Annotated in this window: 15 protein-coding genes and 4 tRNA genes; 17 read left to right on the top strand and 2 right to left on the bottom strand. The window is 36.2% G+C overall.

Annotated features, from left to right (window positions below):
• The first annotated feature begins 22 nt into the window (after positions 1 to 22).
• The 17 genes from BG05_RS04505 to BG05_RS04585 all read left to right on the top strand — a co-directional run bounded on the left by BG05_RS04505 (position 23) and on the right by BG05_RS04585 (position 14,705).
• Positions 23 to 1,996 (top strand): DHH family phosphoesterase, encoded by a 1,974-nt coding sequence (locus BG05_RS04505; RefSeq protein ID WP_002016460.1) that lies wholly within the window; start codon positions 23 to 25, stop codon positions 1,994 to 1,996.
• Complete coding sequence (rplI, locus tag BG05_RS04510; RefSeq protein WP_002130186.1) at positions 1,993 to 2,439, top strand: 50S ribosomal protein L9; 447 nt, start codon at positions 1,993 to 1,995, stop codon at positions 2,437 to 2,439. The genes BG05_RS04505 and rplI overlap by 4 nt, the downstream gene beginning before the upstream one ends.
• Positions 2,440 to 2,466: 27 nt before the next feature.
• Positions 2,467 to 3,828: a replicative DNA helicase gene (gene dnaB, locus BG05_RS04515; protein WP_002016457.1), complete on the top strand. Its 1,362-nt coding sequence runs from the start codon at positions 2,467 to 2,469 to the stop codon at positions 3,826 to 3,828.
• A gap of 215 nt (positions 3,829 to 4,043) precedes the next feature.
• Entirely contained in the window at positions 4,044 to 5,333 is a 1,290-nt protein-coding gene (locus BG05_RS04520; RefSeq protein WP_003192712.1) for an adenylosuccinate synthase, read from the top strand.
• 154 nt (positions 5,334 to 5,487) lie between these two features.
• Positions 5,488 to 5,563: transfer RNA gene (locus tag BG05_RS04525), tRNA-Lys, on the top strand.
• A 13-nt stretch (positions 5,564 to 5,576) separates the two neighbouring features.
• A tRNA-Glu gene (locus BG05_RS04530) sits at positions 5,577 to 5,648 on the top strand.
• Positions 5,649 to 5,670: 22 nt separating this feature from the next.
• Positions 5,671 to 5,746, top strand: a tRNA-Asp gene (locus BG05_RS04535).
• 41 nt (positions 5,747 to 5,787) lie between these two features.
• Positions 5,788 to 5,860, top strand: a tRNA-Phe gene (locus BG05_RS04540).
• Between the two features lie 282 nt (positions 5,861 to 6,142).
• Entirely contained in the window at positions 6,143 to 6,850 is a 708-nt protein-coding gene (gene walR / locus BG05_RS04545) for a cell wall metabolism DNA-binding response regulator WalR (RefSeq protein WP_000971867.1), read from the top strand.
• Positions 6,851 to 6,853: 3 nt separating this feature from the next.
• Positions 6,854 to 8,689, top strand: coding sequence for a cell wall metabolism sensor histidine kinase WalK (gene walK, locus BG05_RS04550; protein ID WP_002130184.1), 1,836 nt, complete (start codon positions 6,854 to 6,856; stop codon positions 8,687 to 8,689).
• A complete protein-coding gene (locus tag BG05_RS04555; RefSeq protein WP_002143957.1) occupies positions 8,686 to 10,023 on the top strand; it encodes a YycH family regulatory protein in 1,338 nt (445 codons plus the stop codon). The genes walK and BG05_RS04555 overlap by 4 nt, the downstream gene beginning before the upstream one ends.
• Complete coding sequence (locus BG05_RS04560; protein ID WP_016127600.1) at positions 10,004 to 10,840, top strand: two-component system regulatory protein YycI; 837 nt, start codon at positions 10,004 to 10,006, stop codon at positions 10,838 to 10,840. Before BG05_RS04555 ends, BG05_RS04560 begins: the two co-directional genes overlap by 20 nt.
• The gene (locus BG05_RS04565; RefSeq protein WP_033734371.1) at positions 10,824 to 11,618 is read left to right on the top strand and encodes an MBL fold metallo-hydrolase; all 795 of its coding nucleotides are present in this window, start codon (positions 10,824 to 10,826) and stop codon (positions 11,616 to 11,618) included. Before BG05_RS04560 ends, BG05_RS04565 begins: the two co-directional genes overlap by 17 nt.
• Positions 11,619 to 11,681: 63 nt before the next feature.
• Positions 11,682 to 12,869, top strand: a complete 1,188-nt coding sequence (locus BG05_RS04570) for a S1C family serine protease (protein WP_003192703.1) — start codon at positions 11,682 to 11,684, stop codon at positions 12,867 to 12,869.
• Between the two features lie 53 nt (positions 12,870 to 12,922).
• Positions 12,923 to 13,108, top strand: a complete 186-nt coding sequence (locus BG05_RS04575; protein WP_002035001.1) for a CxxH/CxxC protein — start codon at positions 12,923 to 12,925, stop codon at positions 13,106 to 13,108.
• A gap of 59 nt (positions 13,109 to 13,167) precedes the next feature.
• Positions 13,168 to 13,647, top strand: a complete 480-nt coding sequence (gene rlmH / locus BG05_RS04580; RefSeq protein ID WP_002130178.1) for a 23S rRNA (pseudouridine(1915)-N(3))-methyltransferase RlmH — start codon at positions 13,168 to 13,170, stop codon at positions 13,645 to 13,647.
• A gap of 179 nt (positions 13,648 to 13,826) precedes the next feature.
• Positions 13,827 to 14,705 (top strand): radical SAM/SPASM domain-containing protein, encoded by an 879-nt coding sequence (locus tag BG05_RS04585; protein WP_002016446.1) that lies wholly within the window; start codon positions 13,827 to 13,829, stop codon positions 14,703 to 14,705.
• 36 nt (positions 14,706 to 14,741) lie between these two features.
• Here the strand turns inward: BG05_RS04585 and pepF are convergent, their stop codons facing one another.
• Positions 14,742 to 16,559 (bottom strand): oligoendopeptidase F, encoded by a 1,818-nt coding sequence (gene pepF, locus BG05_RS04590; protein WP_003192698.1) that lies wholly within the window; start codon positions 16,557 to 16,559, stop codon positions 14,742 to 14,744.
• 138 nt (positions 16,560 to 16,697) lie between these two features.
• Entirely contained in the window at positions 16,698 to 17,681 is a 984-nt protein-coding gene (guaC, locus tag BG05_RS04595) for a GMP reductase (protein ID WP_033708487.1), read from the bottom strand.
• Between the last annotated feature and the right edge of the window lie 140 nt (positions 17,682 to 17,821).

Genomic DNA, 17,821 nt, shown 5'->3' on the forward strand with positions numbered 1-17,821 from the left:
TTACTTTATAGGAGTTGTATACATGCCTGAATTTTATAAGAAACAGTGGTTTTTATATCCTGTTTACGTATTGGCATTTTTTGTATTCGTGCTAATTTCACTCCTCTGTTACTTTCATTTAATTATGGGGATATCAGCCTTTTTTATCTTTTGTATTGTACTTTTTTTCGTTATACGATTCGAACTTACTTTTCAAAGGAATTTTGAAAAACATACGACAGATATGATTACAAGGGTAAAGAAAGTGAGTAATGAAGCATTTAACCAAATGCCAATTGGTATTTTGTTATACAATAAGGATTATGGAATTGATTGGGCGAATCCTTATTTATCATCATGTTTGGGGCAGCATGCATTAGCTGGTTGGCACCTTTACGATGTATCAGAAACATTACTCCTTTTTATTAAGGGGGAAACTTCTGACGATATAGTTTCTTTAAATAATCGAAAGTTTCGTGTTTTTGTAAGGAAAGAAGAAAAGCTAATTTATTTCTTTGATGTAACGGAACAAACAGAAATTGAAAAGATGTATGAAGATCAACGCACTGTTTTAGCTGTTATTTATTTAGATAACTATGATGAAGTTACACAAGGATTAGATGACCAATTACGTACGAATATAACAAGTCTTGTGACGTCACGTCTAAATGAATGGGCCGTTAAGTATGGTGCATATTTGAAACGTGCATCTTCAGAAAGATTCTTCGTTGTACTAAATGAAAGTATTTTAGCGCAAATGGAGAAAGGGAAATTTAGTATTTTGGATCAAGTGCGTGAAGAAACATCAAAAAGGAATATACCACTTACATTAAGTGTTGGTGTTGGCTCAGGTGATTTACCTTTATCAGAGCTTGGAGCGATGGCTCAATCTGGTTTAGACCTTGCATTAGGACGAGGAGGAGACCAAGTAGCTATTAAACAAGCAACGGGTAAAGTTAAGTTTTACGGTGGTAAGACGAATCCGGTTGAAAAGCGTACTCGTGTACGTGCTAGGGTTATTTCGCATGCATTAAAGGATTTAGTATTAGAAAGCAGTAATGTCATTATAATGGGGCATAGAGCTCCTGATATGGATGCGATTGGTGCAGCGATTGGTATTTTAAAGGTAGCTCAATTAAATGAGCGCAAAGGATATATTGTATTAGATGAAAATGATTCTGATAAAGGAATCAAACGTTTGATGGATAAAGTGAAACAAAATGAAGAGTTATGGTCACATTTTATTACACCAGGGCAAGCGATGGAATTTGCAAATGATGATTCATTACTTGTTGTTGTTGACACACATAAACCTTCAATGGTGATGGAGGAAAAACTGTTACACAAGATTGAAAATGTAGTAGTTATTGACCATCATCGCCGCGGGGAAGATTTCATTGAAGATCCATTACTTGTTTATATGGAGCCATACGCTTCTTCAACGGCAGAGCTTGTTACAGAATTACTTGAGTATCAACCGAAAAATTTAAAGATGACAATGTTAGAAGCAACGGCATTGTTAGCTGGTATTATTGTTGATACGAAAAGTTTTACATTCCGTACAGGCGCTCGTACATTTGATGCCGCTTCTTATTTACGCTCGCATGGCGCAGACACTGTACTTGTACAAGAACTTTTAAAAGAAGATATGGGTCAGTATTTACGAGTTGCAAAAGCCATTAAAAATGCGTACATTTATAAAAATGGAATTGCGATTGCTAAAGTTGATGGTGATGAATATTATGACCAAGTACTTATTGCACAATCAGCAGACACATTATTGACAATGACAGGTATCATTGCATCGTTTGTTATTGCAAAACGCGGAGAAAATTTCATTGGAATTAGTGGTAGATCTTTAGGTGAATTGAATGTACAGCTAATTATGGAGAATTTAGGAGGTGGCGGGCACTTAACAAATGCAGCCACACAAATGAAAAATGTTACAGTAGATGAAGCGGAGGAGAAGCTTCGATTTGTTATTGATGACTATTTACAGGGAGGCACACAATCATGAAAGTAATTTTTCTAAAAGACGTAAAAGGTAAAGGTAAAAAAGGAGAAATAAAAAACGTACCAGACGGTTATGCAAATAATTTCTTACTAAAACAGGGGTTAGCTGCCGAAGCGACAAACAGCAGTATGAAAACTTTAGATGCTCAAAAGCGCAAAGAGGAAAAAGATGCAGCAGCAGAAGTTGAGAATGCAAAAGAGCTGAAAGAAACATTAGAGAAATTAACTGTAGAAGTAAAGGCGAAATCTGGAGAAGGTGGCCGCTTATTTGGTTCTATCACGAGTAAACAAATTGTAGATGTAATGCAAAAGTCACACAAGATTAAACTTGATAAACGTAAATTTGAAATGGATGATGCAATCCGTGCATTAGGTTATACAAACGTCAATGTGAAATTGCATCCGCAAGTAACAGCAACAGTAAAAGTTCATGTTAGTGAACAATAAAAATAAATTAAGCAAGGAGGATTGCGCATGAGTGATGTAATGGCTGATCGTACCCCTCCGCATAATATAGAAGCTGAGCAGGCAGTCTTAGGTGCCATATTAATTGATCAGGATGCGTTAACGTCAGCATCGGAACTATTGGTACCTGACTCATTTTATCGAACGAAACATCAAAAGATTTTTGAAGTCATGCTTGGGTTGTCTGATAAGGGAGAACCAATCGACTTAGTAATAATGACATCAGCGATGGCTGATCAAGGATTACTAGAAGAAGTTGGTGGGGTTTCTTATCTAGCAGAGTTAGCAGAAGTTGTTCCAACAGCTGCTAATGTAGAATATTATGCACGCATCATCGCTGAAAAGGCACTTTTACGTCGTTTAATTCGAACGGCGACTCATATTGTATCGGATGGATACGAGCGAGAAGATGATGTGGATGGCCTTTTAAACGAGGCTGAGAAAAAAATATTAGAAGTATCTCACCAAACAAATGCAAAAGCATTCCAAAACATTAAAGATGTTCTTGTAGATGCTTATGATAAAATTGAACTTTTGCATAATCAAAAGGGTGAAGTTACCGGGATACCAACTGGATTTACTGAATTAGATAAGATGACCGCAGGTTTTCAGCGAAATGATTTAATCATCGTGGCGGCGCGTCCATCGGTAGGAAAAACTGCATTTTCACTAAATATCGCACAAAACGTAGCGACGAAAACTGATGAAAATGTAGCGATTTTTAGTTTAGAGATGGGCTCTGATCAGCTTGTTATGCGTATGCTTTGTGCAGAAGGAAATATTGATGCACAAAGACTTCGTACCGGTTCATTAACTTCTGATGATTGGGCGAAATTAACAATGGCGATGGGTAGCCTTTCTAATGCTGGTATATATATTGATGATACACCAGGGATTAAAGTAAATGAGATTCGAGCAAAATGTCGTAGATTAAAGCAAGAGCAAGGTCTTGGGATGGTTTTGATTGACTATTTACAGCTTATTCAAGGAAGTGGGAAATCAGGAGAAAACCGTCAGCAGGAAGTATCTGAGATTTCTCGTACATTAAAAGGGATTGCACGTGAATTACAAGTACCTGTCATCGCCTTGTCGCAGTTATCTCGTGGTGTAGAATCCCGTCAAGATAAACGTCCGATGATGTCTGACATTCGTGAATCAGGAAGTATCGAGCAGGATGCTGACATTGTAGCCTTCCTATATCGTGAAGATTACTATGACCGTGAAACAGAAAATAAAAATACAATTGAAATTATCATTGCAAAACAACGTAATGGTCCGGTAGGTTCAGTAGAGCTTGCGTTTGTTAAGGAATTTAATAAATTCGTCAACTTAGAACGCCGCTTTGAGGATGGACATGCACCGCATGCATAAAGGCAGTATAAAAAAGAAACACATTTCTTATAATAAGATGTGTTTCTTTTTTTTTATATAAAAGATAGGGCTTTCATAAGGTGAATATGTAATTCTTACGAACGAAAACGTTTTTCGGTAAAAAAATGTTCGTTTTTTGGTTGACTTCTCTTTCTGTTTTGGTACAATTATATTGTTTGAATAGATCGTTTGAAAATTGCGGAGGTGCTTTAATAATGTCTTCAGTAGTAGTTGTAGGAACACAATGGGGCGACGAAGGAAAAGGTAAAATCACTGATTTTCTTTCTGAGCATGCGGAAGTAGTTGCAAGATATCAAGGTGGAAATAACGCGGGACATACAATTGTTTTCGGCGGAGTTAAATATAAATTACACTTAATTCCATCTGGTATTTTCTATAAAGAGAAAATTTGTGTAATCGGAAATGGCTTAGTAGTAGATCCGAAAGCATTACTTGAAGAGTTGAAATACTTACACGATCGTGGTGTAAGTACTGATAATTTACGTGTAAGTAACCGTGCGCACGTTATTTTACCTTATCACTTAAAACAAGATGAATTAGAAGAAGCGAGTAAAGGTGATAACAAGATTGGTACAACGAAAAAAGGTATCGGTCCTGCATATATGGATAAAGCTGCTCGTATTGGTATCCGTATGGCTGATCTTTTAGACCGTGAAGCATTTAAAGAGAAGCTTGAGCGTAATTTAGTGGAGAAAAATCGTTTGTTTGAAAAAATGTACGATACAGAAGGTTTCAGCGTAGAAGAAATCTTTGAAGAGTACTTCGAATACGGACAACAAATCGCACATTACGTATGCGATACATCTGTCGTATTAAATGATGCACTAGATAACAATAATCGTGTATTATTTGAAGGTGCACAAGGTGTTATGCTTGATATCGACCACGGTACGTACCCGTTCGTTACATCTTCTAACCCAATTGCTGGTGGTGTAACAGTTGGAACTGGAGTCGGTCCTGCGAAAGTTACTCGCGTTGTAGGTGTATGTAAAGCATATACAAGCCGTGTTGGTGATGGTCCATTCCCTACTGAACTTAATGATGAAATCGGTCACCAAATTCGTGAAGTTGGTCGTGAATACGGAACAACAACGGGTCGTCCACGCCGTGTAGGTTGGTTCGATAGCGTTGTTGTAAGACATGCACGTCGTGTTAGTGGTTTAACAGATTTATCATTAAACTCTATCGATGTATTAACAGGTATTCCAACTGTTAAAATTTGTGTTGCTTACAAATACAATGGCGAAGTTATCGATGAAGTTCCAGCTAACTTAAACATTTTAGCGAAATGTGAGCCTGTATATGAAGAGCTTCCAGGTTGGACAGAAGATGTTACTGCTGTGAAATCATTGGATGAGCTTCCTGAAAATGCAAGAAAATACGTAGAGCGTGTTTCTGAATTAACAGGAATCCAATTATCTATGTTCTCGGTTGGACCAGATCGTAATCAAACAAATATCGTTCGTAACGTATACGAAGCTTAATTGATATAAAAAATTGATTTTTTTAAGAAAAAACTCATATTTTTATGAGTTTTTTCTTATTTTTTATAAAAAAATAAAAAAAGGTATTGCAAAAATGAAAGATAGCATGTTATGATATGTCTTGTCGTCACGAAAATATGACGTTGGTGAGTATGAGCCATTAGCTCAGTTGGTAGAGCATCTGACTTTTAATCAGAGGGTCGAAGGTTCGAATCCTTCATGGCTCACCATTTTATTTTTCGTGGCCCGTTGGTCAAGTGGTTAAGACACCGCCCTTTCACGGCGGTAACACGGGTTCGAATCCCGTACGGGTCATGTTTTTTTTATGTTCATTTTTGGTCCCGTGGTGTAGTGGTTAACATGCCTGCCTGTCACGCAGGAGATCGCCGGTTCGACCCCGGTCGGGACCGCCACTTTTGTTTATACCACCATTAGTGGTTTTATATATAGTTTTGGCTCGGTAGCTCAGTCGGTAGAGCAGAGGACTGAAAATCCTCGTGTCGGCGGTTCGATTCCGTCCCGAGCCACTCTCAGGATATTAAGTGGGCCCACTTAATATCCTTTTTATTTTGTCCAGTTTTACAAATGTGGGTAGTTATTTTACAATAGAATGAGGAGCCTCTAGCAGTTGAAGCTAGAGGTTTTTCTATAGATCGTATAGGATTCTGTGTAAAAGTGGATGATACATGAGTCTATGAGAATAGAGGAGAAATACTTAGACTAAGATTGTTGTCATATAGGAACATACTATAGAAACACCAATATGTTTGAGGATTATTGATCATATTTTTATAAGGAGGAAATAGACGATGATGGGAAAGAAAATTTTAGTAGTTGATGATGAAAAGCCAATTGCGGATATTTTGAAGTTCAACCTAGAAAAAGAAGGTTTTGAAATTGTAATGGCGCATGATGGTGATGAGGCGATTGAAAAAGCAAATGAAGAACAGCCAGATATGGTTTTATTAGATATTATGTTACCGGGAAAAGACGGTTTAGAGGTATGTCGTGAAATACGTAAAAGCTCAGAAATGCCAATTATTATGCTTACAGCAAAAGACTCTGAAATTGATAAAGTATTAGGGCTTGAGCTTGGGGCAGATGATTATGTAACGAAGCCATTTAGTACGAGGGAGCTACTTGCTCGTGTGAAAGCGAATTTACGTCGCCATCAGCAGGGTGGTGCTGCAGAGAAAGAAGAAAATACCGAAATGGTTATTGGACCAATCGTTATCAATTCGAACGCTTATAGTGTAACAAAGCGTGAAGAAAGCATTGAGCTTACACATCGTGAATTTGAATTACTACATTATTTAGCGAAGCATTTAGGTCAAGTTATGACTCGTGAACATTTATTACAAACAGTTTGGGGTTATGATTATTTTGGAGATGTACGTACAGTAGACGTAACAGTACGTCGTTTACGCGAAAAAATTGAAGATAATCCAAGTCATCCTACTTTAATTGTAACTAGACGTGGAGTAGGGTATTACTTGCGTGACCCAGAACAGGAATAGTATATGAAGAAAGTTGGTTTTTTTCAATCTATTCATTTAAAATTTGTGCTCATATATATGCTTTTAATATTAATAGCAATGCAAGTAATTGGTGTATATTTCGTCAGGGAATTAGAAAAAAGCCTTGTAAAAGGCTTTCAAGATTCCTTAACGCAGCAAACAAATCTACTTTCTTATAACCTGAAGCAAGAGTTTGTAAAAGAACGTCCTAAAACAGAATCAGTAGATAAAGCTATTAATGACTCGATTCAAAAATTCGCATCAGATCGTAAGAAAGATATTCAAGAAGTAAGTGTAATTGATGCTACTAAAAAATTAATGGCAATTTCAGACGGGTCTAAGCAAAATAAGGTAGGAAGAACGTCAGCAGATACAGCTGTACAACGGGTAATGGTACAAAAGAAACCAGAGTCAAAGATTGAGAAAGATGGAAATACAGGTCATCGAGTTCAAGTTATGATTACCCCTATTCTAAAAGAGCCTGGCGGAGAGGTACTTGGTGTCATTCATATCGTTGCATCTATGGAAGATGTGTATAAACAAATGAAGGACATCAACCAAATTTTCGCAACGGGGACAGTAATTGCTTTATTAGTAACAGCTGTACTTGGAATTTTATTGGCTCAAACAATTACGAGACCAATTTCAGATATGCGAAGACAAGCAATTGAAATGGCGAAAGGAAATTATTCGCGAAAAGTAAAGGTGCATAGTCACGATGAGATTGGACAATTAGCATTATCTTTTAACAATTTATCTAAAAAATTACAACAAGCTCGTTCCTCCACAGAAAGTGAAAGACGAAAATTATCATCCGTTTTATCACATATGACAGATGGAGTAATTGCTACTGATCGAAAAGGGGATATCATTTTATTAAATGATCCTGCGGAAAAGATGTTAAATGTTTCGCGTGAAACGGCGCTAGATCAATCAGTGTTAGAAGTGCTAGGAATACAAGAAGAATTTACACTGGATCATTTATATGAAGAGCCTGATTCAGTTTTATTAGATTTTAGTACGAGAAATGAACCATATATTTTACGTGCTAGTTTCTCTGTTATTCAAAAAGAAACAGGGAAGGCAAATGGTTTAATTGCTGTATTATATGATGTAACAGAGCAGGAGCGGATAGAACAAGAGCGCCGTGAGTTTGTTGCGAACGTATCTCATGAGTTAAGAACGCCGTTAACAACGATGCGCAGTTACTTAGAAGCACTTACTGATGGAGCATGGCAAGATCCCAATATTGCACCGCAATTTTTAACAGTTACACAAGAAGAAACGGAAAGAATGATCAGGCTTGTAAATGCATTGTTACAACTATCTAAACTAGATAGTACAGAACATCGCTTAATGAAGGAATGGGTCGACTTTACTGATTTCTTTAATAACGTTATCGATCGTTTTGAAATGTCTAAAGAGCAAAATGTAAGCTTCAAACGATCTTTCTCTAAAAAATCTCGATTTATTGATATGGATACAGACAAAATTACACAAGTTTTATATAACATTATTTCCAATGCACTAAAATATTCGCCAGAAGGTGGTACAGTAACATATCGTCTACGTGACCGCGGGGAGTTATTAGAGATTAGTGTGAGTGATCAAGGAATGGGAATTCCGAAAGAAAATGTAGATAAAATATTTGAACGTTTTTATCGTGTAGATAAAGCTCGTTCGAGACAAATGGGTGGTACAGGTCTTGGGTTAGCCATTGCGAAAGAAATGATTGAGGCACATGGCGGCTCGGTTTGGGCGAAAAGTGAGGAAGGAAAAGGGACAACTATTTATTTCACATTGCCAATGGCGACAGATGAAGAGGACGATTGGGAATGAGTATGGAAAACTTTAAAACGATAGTTCTAATTAATTTGGTTGTCATTAGTCTATTTCTTACTTTTAACTTGTGGACATATGTTCCTGATTCTACTTCTATGCAAAATACAAAGTTCGTTCAAGGTAACGAAGAGATAAATACGATAAAGATTTCGGAGGTTGTTCGCCCATCCTCTGTCGTTATTCATAAAGAGAAAAATCATTATGTAAGCGAAAAGAAGGAAAATGTGGATTCGATCTATAAAATTCTTGAAAACGGAGAATTACATAATTTCGAAGAAATAACGGGGACAGTCCCTAAAGGTGATTTTCTATCTTATGTACACGGAGAAGAAAAAATTGAATTTGTTTTTCCTACAAATATCCCGTTAGATACGATTAAAAATATGTTTAATATTAAAGATAAAAACATAGAAAGTAACAGAAGTTTTAATCGTATTATAATTGATCCTTCTAGAAGTAAGGATCAAGAAATTAAAGTTAGCTTTGTTTCCTATGATACTCCTCATAAAATATATCAAGCAACATTAAGTGGTGCTTATATAAAGGATATTATAAATGCTCAAAATCAACTTATAACAGTAGCAAGACCATATTTTGAGTATCAAATAAATGATACAAAAAAACTTTTTTTACCAGAGGGAATTACGGAATTAAGTAAGGCAGAGTATATTACAGCTAAACTAGAAGTGGATCCATTTAAAAATGCTTTATTTAGTGATCCACGTTATTTAAGTCCTATTTCTGAGAAAACAAAGGAAACATTTACAGATGGCATCCGTTCTATGGAAATTGATAAGTCGGATGCAATGTTGAAATATAAAAATTCCGCTGTACATGGTGATAAATCTACGGATAATGCGGTAATTTTACAAAAAAGTTTTGACTTTGTAAGTGGGCATAGTGGATCCTTGAAGTCCTATCGTTTTGATTATATTAATGGGAGGAAAACTTCATTCCGTTTATATGAGGATGGTTTGCCTGTATTTAATGCAAATGGAATAGCGGAATTAAAACAAGTATGGGGTTCAGGTGAAATTATGCAGTATGAAAGACCCTTTTTTGAGTTCAGTATTACTTTGCCTAGTAAACAACAAACAACTTCTCTAGCATCAGGTCGTACAGTGATGACATCACTAGAGAATAATCCAGAAATTGATAAAAAATCAATTCAGGATGTTGGTATTGGTTATAAAATGTCATTGGAACCGTCCATCAGTGATGTGAGAATCGCTGTCTTACAGCCGATATGGTATGTAAAATGTGAAGAAGATGGTAAGCAACAAATATATGAGTGGAGTGAGGGGGGACTAAATGGATTGGGATCGAATTAAGACCATATTTATTGTGACCTTTTTTGTTTTAGACCTCTTTCTTATCTTTCAGTTCATTCAAAAGCAAGATAGTAATCAATTAGAACTTGTGACGGAAACGAAAATTGATCAACAATTAAAAGCTGAAAAAATTACTATGGGAAATTTTCCTAAAGAACCGAAAAAAGAGTCATTTATAATGGCGAAAAATAAGGGTTTCAAAGAAGAAGATGTGGAAGCTTTAAAAAATCAGACAGCGCATGTGCAAGACGAATATCAAATAGAGGGTAAATTAAAAGAGCCTTTTTTAAATACAAAATCATTGTCAAAAGATAAGTATAATGAGTTTTTGAAAAATTATGTGCTGGATGGACAAAAATATGAGTTTGGAGCAATAAAGGACTCAAAAATTTACTTCTTTCAAAAGTATAAAGATAAACCAATCTTCTACAATAATCGTGCGATGATTGTTGTAGATTTAAATGAAAAAAATGAGCTTATTTCATATACACAAACAATGTTAACGGATTTGAAGGAAATGGGCGAAAGCGAAAAGACGAAAGAACAAGAAATTATTACTGCTCAAACAGCTTTAGAAAATATATATTTGAAAAATAAAATTGCAGAAAATACGCACGTGAAAGAGGCGCAGATTGGATATGCGACTCTTGCGGAGTCTTCTTCTAATATACAAGTGCTTGCTCCAACATGGAACTTAAAGACAGAACAAAAAAAGGATTTTTTTGTGAATGCAATTGAAGGACAAGTTATGGAATTAGGGGAAACTCAAGTGCCGGAAGAACATAATGGAGTGAGAAAGAATGAGCATGCATTTTAGTGTACTTGCAAGTGGAAGTACAGGGAATATGCTATATGTAGGAACAGATGAAAAAAAACTGCTTGTCGATGCAGGTTTAAGTGGTAAAGCGACAGAGGCTTTATTTAAACAAGCTGAACTGAATATAAATGACATATCAGGTATTCTTGTAACACATGAGCATAGTGATCACATTAAAGGATTAGGTGTATTGGCGCGTAAATATGATTTACCTGTTTATGCGAACGAGAAAACATGGAATGCAATGGAACATTTAATAGGTAATATCCCAACTGATCAAAAATTCATTTTCTCAGTAGGAGACGTGAAAACATTTGGAGATATTGAAGTTGAATCATTTGGTGTTTCTCATGATGCGGCGGAACCGATGTTTTACGCTTTTCATAACAATTATAGAAAGTTAGCTCTTATTACAGATACGGGCTACGTAAGTGACCGTATGAAAGGTGTTATTAAGGGAGCAAATGCTTTCGTGTTTGAAAGCAATCATGATGTGGAAATGCTTCGTATGGGACGCTATCCATGGAGCATTAAGCGACGTATTTTAAGCGACGTTGGTCACGTTTGTAATGAGGACGCTGCATTAGCGATGGCTGATGTTATTACAGACGAGACAAAACACATTTATTTAGCGCATTTAAGCTTAGATAATAACATGAAAGAATTAGCGCGTATGTCTGTATCACAAGTATTAGAAGAAAAAGGTTTTGGGGTTGGAGAATCCTTTGAAATACATGATACAGATCAAAAAATGCCTACGAAAATTCAATACGTATAATTCTTCATTTTAGTAAACAATAAAGGTGAATATAGTTGTTTTCAGGAAGATAGGTGAACAAATATGTCCTTTATTGATGAAGAAAAATATCGTATTAAACGCGCAGGGAAAAAGAAACATAAAGGTATTGTCATTTCTAGCATAGCGGGAACAATTGTAGGGGCTTCATTATTTGCATTTGGAGCTCCTTTATTTTCAAATCATGCAGTTAAGCTTCCACAAGCTGAAGCAAGTGAAAAAAATATGGCTGAAGCTCAAAGTGGAAATGGTCCTGTTAAACAGATTAGCTTTGTAGACGCTGTTGATCGTGCTTCAGAGGCTGTTGTTGGTGTTATTAACATTCAACGAGATGATTTTTCAGAGGCTGATTCGGAAGCTGGTACAGGCTCTGGTGTGATTTATAAGAAAACAGATGGACATGCGTATATTGTAACGAATAACCACGTTGTTGCTGGGGCGAATCGTATTGAAGTGAGCTTAAGTGACGGCAAGAAAATTCCAGGTAAAGTATTAGGAACTGATGTAGTCACGGACTTAGCGGTACTAGAAATAGATGCGAAGTATGTGAAGAAAGTGATTGAAATTGGTGACTCTAATACCGTTCGTAGAGGAGAACCAGTTATTGCGATTGGAAATCCACTTGGATTACAATTTTCCGGAACTGTCACACAAGGTATTATTTCGGCTAATGAGCGTATTGTTCCTGTAGATTTAAACCAAGATGGACATTACGATTGGCAAGTAGAAGTATTGCAAACAGATGCGGCAATTAATCCAGGTAATAGTGGTGGAGCGCTTGTAAATGTAGCGGGACAATTAATAGGTATTAACTCAATGAAAATTGCAGCAAAAGAAGTAGAAGGAATTGGACTAGCTATTCCAGTTACGAGAGCTGTTCCTATTATGAATGAACTAGAAAAGTACGGTAAAGTAAAAAGACCTTATGTTGGGATTGAACTAAGATCATTAAATGAGATTCCGAGTTACTATTGGTCAAAAACGTTACACTTACCAGGTAACGTAACAGAAGGAGTCTGCATTTTAGATGTGAAAAGTCCTTCGCCAGGTACGGATGCGGGTCTTAGAGAACATGATGTTATTGTGGCGGTAGATGGAAAAGCGGTGCAAGATATTATTGGGTTCCGCACGGCCTTATATAATAAAAAAATTAATGATAAAATGACTCTTACGTTTTATCGTGGTACAAAACGAGCGACAACAACGGTGAAATTAGGCATTCAAAAGTATTAAAAACAGGAGGGCCTACCTCCTGTTTTCTATTGTAGAAAAGTGAGGTGAAGAATATGAATTTACCTTGTTGTTTAGAACATGTTGAATTAGCATTAGATATCATTGTGGATGAGTGTGAAGTCGCACCGGTTATTAACAATGTGGATAACTCTAAAGAAGAGAAAAAAACATGTGAATTTTGTCAAAATGAGGCGACATATGTTGTATCGAACACAGATTCTCACACAATATGTGGGTAACATTTGTGGATATGTGGATAAGTCCTGTGGATAACGTGTTTGTAAGGTGGGGAATAAATGTGAATATCTCGATTATTTCAATCGGAAAATTAAAAGAAAAATACTTAAAACAAGGTATAGCAGAATACTTAAAACGATTATCTTCTTACGCAAAAGTAGAAGTAATTGAATTGCCAGATGAAAAGGCACCAGAAAATTTAAGTGCAGCAGAAATGTTAATTGTAAAAGAAAAAGAAGGTATTCGTATACTGGATAAAATTTCTGATGATACGCATGTCATTGCGTTAGCTATAGAAGGAAAACAAAAATCATCAGAAGAATTTGCGGTAAGTATAGATCGCCTTGCTACATATGGAAAGAGCAAGATCACATTTGTAATTGGCGGATCACTGGGGCTTAGTTCTGAAGTAATGAAGCGTTCAAACGAATCTCTTTCTTTTTCGAAGATGACATTACCACATCAATTAATGCGATTAGTATTGCTTGAGCAGGTGTATAGAGCGTTTCGGATTAATCGTGGTGAACCGTATCATAAATAAATTTTTCATTTGTATATAAAGAGTAAAAAAGACCATTGGACAAAAATCACCGATGGTCTTTTAAACATTAATAGATGGTATGTAGATTTCCTAAAATAAGTATGTTTCTATTTCTAAAAAAATATGCTGTAATATGAAGAGGGAAAAGTATAAGTAGTCATAGAAGTGAGGAATTAAAGGTGAAGAAGTTTAAGAAGTTTTACTTGGAGATTACGAGTGTATGTAATCTTGCGTGCAGCTTTTGTCCGCCGACGGAAAGGCAGAAGCAATTCATTTCTGTAGAGGATTTTGCTAAAAGATTAGACCAAATTAAACCTCACACAGACTACATTTATTTGCACGTGAAGGGTGAGCCGTTGCTCCATCCGAAAATAGATCAACTATTAGATTTAAGCCATGAAAAAGGGTTTAAAGTTAATATTACAACGAACGGAACGTTAATTAATAAGAGAAGGCATAGACTGTTAAATAAGCCTGCGTTAAGACAAATGAATTTTTCACTGCACAGTTTTGATGGACACCCAGGTTCGCAAGATAAAGAGGGCTATGTAAGGAGTATACTTTCTTTCATTAGAGAGGCAACAAGTCAATCGGACTTAATCGTTTCACTAAGATTATGGAATTTAACTCAGGATAATAAAACAAATGCTGAAATCCAAAAAAATAGGGATTTATTATCTATAATTGAAAATGAGTTTGATCTATCTTATCAAATTGAAGAGAAGCTTACACCGGGAAAAGGTATAAAAATTGCGGAACGTGTCTTTATTAATCAAGACTATGAATTCCAGTGGCCGGCATTGCATGAAGAAGAAGATGATGGAAAAGGATTCTGTCATGGTCTTCGAAATCAGGCTGGAATCTTAGCGAACGGAACTGTTATTCCTTGTTGTCTAGATGGTGAGGGAATTATTAATCTTGGAAATATTAATAATGATTCATTCTCTAATATTATTGAAGGCGAAAGAGCGAACAATATTGTAGATGGATTTTCAAAAAGGGTTGCAGTAGAAGAACTATGTAGAAAGTGCGGATACCGCAAAAGATTTGGAAAGTAAATATAGAATAAGCCCTCATAAAGCGAGGGCTTATTTTTATTCTTGATAAGAACGTTCTAATTCATCAATTAAGGAACCTACGTAAGAAACAGCTTTACGGATTGCATCTGGTTTTGACATGTCTACTCCAGCGTGTTTCATTAATTCAAGTGGTTTCATTGTACCGCCTGCACGGAGTACATCAAGCCAGCGATCAACAGCAGGTTGTCCCTCTTCTTTAATCATTTGAGCTACAGCGGTAGAAGCAGTTAGTCCCGCAGAATATGTGTAAGAATATAAGCCCATATAATAGTGAGGTTGACGCATCCATGTTAAACCGGCGCCTTCATCAACTTCTACGGAATCTCCCCAGAATGTCGAAAGGACCTTCGTTTTTATTTCAGTTAAAGTTGTAGCTGTGAGTGCTTGCCCTTCTTCTGCTAGAGCGTATACTCTTCTTTGATATTCTCCCTCAAGTAGATGGGTAACGAAGTTGTGGTAATATGTGCCGAGTAGTTGCAGAATAACCCATCTGCGCATTCTCTTATCTTCAGTAGTCGCAAGTAAATGCTGGGCTAATAGTAATTCATTCATCGTTGATGGAGCTTCAACGAAGTACATAGATGGACGCACATTCATAATACGCTGATTTTTATTTGCTAAATAAAAATGACCAGCATGTCCAAATTCATGAGCTAATGTGAAACACCCGCGCATCGTACCCTGCCATGTAATTAAAATATAAGGGTGAGAACCGTATGGGCTAGAGCAGAAGGCGCCTGTTGATTTTCCTACGTTATCTGCAAGGTCTACCCATCTTTCTTTGAAGCCCTTTTCGATAATGGAACTATATTCATTTCCTAATACTTTTAAAGAATCTTGAATGAGTTTGCCAGCTTCTTCGTAAGTGATTGTTGGATTAAATTCAGGATCTAACGGTGCATGTAAGTCACAGAAAAGCATTTGATCAAGCCCTAATACATTCTTTTTTAAATCTGCAAAACGGCGCATATGAGGCGCTAATTCGTTATAAATAATATCTAGTTGGTTGTTATACATTTCAAGTGGAACCTTTTGAGGTTCTAAAAGCATATGGGTAACGGACTCGTACTTGCGCAAACGAGAAAGCGCCACTTGTTTTTTTACTTCAGTAGCATATGTTGTTGCAACTGTATTTTTATATCGTTTCAATGTGGAAACAAATGATGAATATGCTTTTTTACGTATATATGCGCTTGGAGAAAATTCATATTTGCTTTCGAATAATGCAAACGATACAGGCAAATCATTTCCCTGTTCATCTTGTATAGAAGGGAAATCCATATCGGCTAATTTAGTCATGCCGTAAATTTTGTAGGGTGAACTATGAACTTCGCCGAGTGCAGCAAGAGCTTCTTCTGTTTCAGGAGAGAGAGTGTGCTGCCTCTTTTTGAGTATCTCTAGTAATGATTTACGGAAAGGTTCAAGCTTTATTTCCTCAGTTAAATATTTTTCAATTGTTCCCTCCTCAAATGAGAGAATTTCGTTATGAATAAAGGATAGTGCGGTATGTACATTCGTTCCTAGAGCGGAAATTTTGGAAGAGTTCGCTTGAATAACTGAATCTGTACGATCAGCGGATTCTTTTAAATTTGCATATGCGCCGATTTTTGTTAACTTCATTAAAAGCTCTTCTTCTAAAAGCAGGCAATTTAATAAGGTAGCGGGGCTAGTGTGTAATTGTCCTTTAAATGCATCAAGTTTTTTTATATCGGCTGTTAATACACGTAATGCAGTTTCCCACTCTTTATCAGATTCGTATAAATCAGAAAGGTCCCATGTCAATTCAGTAGAGACTTCCGCGCGAATAAGGCGTTTCTCAATTACATTTTTCATTTGTTATATCCCCCTTATTATAAGTATCTAAAAACATGATACTAGAAAATTCAGTGAAATGAAAATATTTTACATTTTTATACATGAAAAAGAAGGACAAGCATAAAAAATGCTTGTCCTTCTAGTTAAATTTATAAATTAATATACTTTGTCACCGTTGAAAATAGAGTTTTTCACGACTACATAATCTACAGTACGAATTGAGTCTAATTTTGTTCCACCAGCGTAAGAGATAGAGGATTGAAGATCTTGTTCCATTTCGATTAAAGTGTCTTCTAAAGAACCTTTATGCTCAACGAACATTTTCTTACCTTCGACGTTTTTCTTCTCACCTTTTTGGAATTCAGAAGCTGAACCGAAGTACTCTTTATAAAGTTTGCCATCTTTTTCGATTGTTTCCCCTGGAGACTCTTCATGACCTGCGAATAGAGAACCGACCATAACCATAGTTGCTCCAAATCGAATTGATTTAGCTACGTCGCCATGTGTACGAATACCACCGTCAGCGATAATTGGCTTACTTGCAGCTTTTGCACACCAGCGAAGTGCAGCTAGCTGCCAACCGCCAGTTCCAAAGCCTGTTTTAATTTTAGTAATACAAACTTTACCAGGTCCAATGCCAACTTTTGTTGCGTCAGCACCAGCGTTTTCTAATTCTCTTACCGCTTCTGGAGTTCCAACGTTTCCAGCGATAACGAAGCTTTCTGGTAAATGTTTTTTAATATGTTGAATCATGTTGATCACAGCATTAGAGTGACCATGCGCGATATCGATTGTAATGTATTCAGGTGAAAGTTTCTCAGCAGCTAATTGTTGTACGAATTCGTACTCGTCTTCTTTAACACCAACGCTGATTGAAGCAATTAATCCACGTGATTGCATATCTCTAATGAATGAGATGCGTTTCTCTGGTTGGAAACGATGCATGATGTAGAAGTAATTATTTTCAGCTAAATAAGTTGCGATTCTTTCATCAATAATCGTTTGCATATTTGCAGGTACGACAGGTAATTTAAATTTATGTTTTCCTAAAGTGACAGTTGTATCACACTCAGATCGGCTATTTACAATACATTTTGCAGGAATTAATTGAATGTCTTCATAATCAAATACATTTTCCATCATTTGCACCCCTAAAATACGAATATTTTATTTAGTTTCTTTAAAAATGTTCGTCCAAATGATAATTTACAGTATTTTTAGTAATAAGTCAAAGGTTTTAATGTTTAATTTAAAAAATTAAAGTTAATTTAATATTTATT

The organism is Bacillus mycoides, assembly GCF_000832605.1.
In the GTDB taxonomy this organism is placed as follows: domain Bacteria; phylum Bacillota; class Bacilli; order Bacillales; family Bacillaceae_G; genus Bacillus_A; species Bacillus_A mycoides.